The organism is Escherichia sp. AM3 (genome assembly GCF_032029835.1).
Taxonomy (GTDB): Bacteria; Pseudomonadota; Gammaproteobacteria; order Enterobacterales; family Enterobacteriaceae; genus Escherichia; species Escherichia coli.
In genome coordinates, this window is the sequence record NZ_JAVUPQ010000532.1 from 1 (window position 1) to 531 (window position 531).

Consider the following 531-nt stretch of genomic DNA (forward strand, 5'->3'; position numbering starts at 1 on the left):
TGAAGGCAACGTTGTAAGGATTTACGACCAGGTAAACAAGCCGTCGAAATCGGATGTTGGACTTAGCAATGTAACGAACGATGCGCAGGTAAAAAAAACCGGCGATATTATGTCAGGTGATCTGTCGATCACTAAAGCAACACCTTCACTATACCTGCGTTCAAAAAGTGGAACCGCCCATGTATGGTTCCAAAATGAGGATCAGTCGGAACGCGGCGTTATTTTTGCGCCTACAAATACTGATACGCTTGGCGAAGTTCACATCAGGGCTAAAAACGCAAAAGGTCAATCAAGTGGTGATTTTATTGTTCGTCACGACGGGATGGTAGAAGCCCTTAATCTAAAAGTAACGAGAAAAATCAATGGAGCCACCGCAGAATTTGCAAACACAAGCACTAACTCCGATGATACCACGGTAAATATCAAAGGATCACAGCATACGCCTTTGGTTTTAACGCGCAACAACACAATTAAAAACTTATCCATTGGGTTTAAGGTTGATGATGTTGATCAAAAATACCTGGGTATAGC

The 531-nt window shown here is 42.6% G+C and carries 1 pseudogene; it reads left to right on the forward strand.

The annotated features are described in order from the left end of the window. Positions 1-531, forward strand: a pseudogene (locus tag RTW80_RS27065) (peptidase S74); the annotation flags it as partial.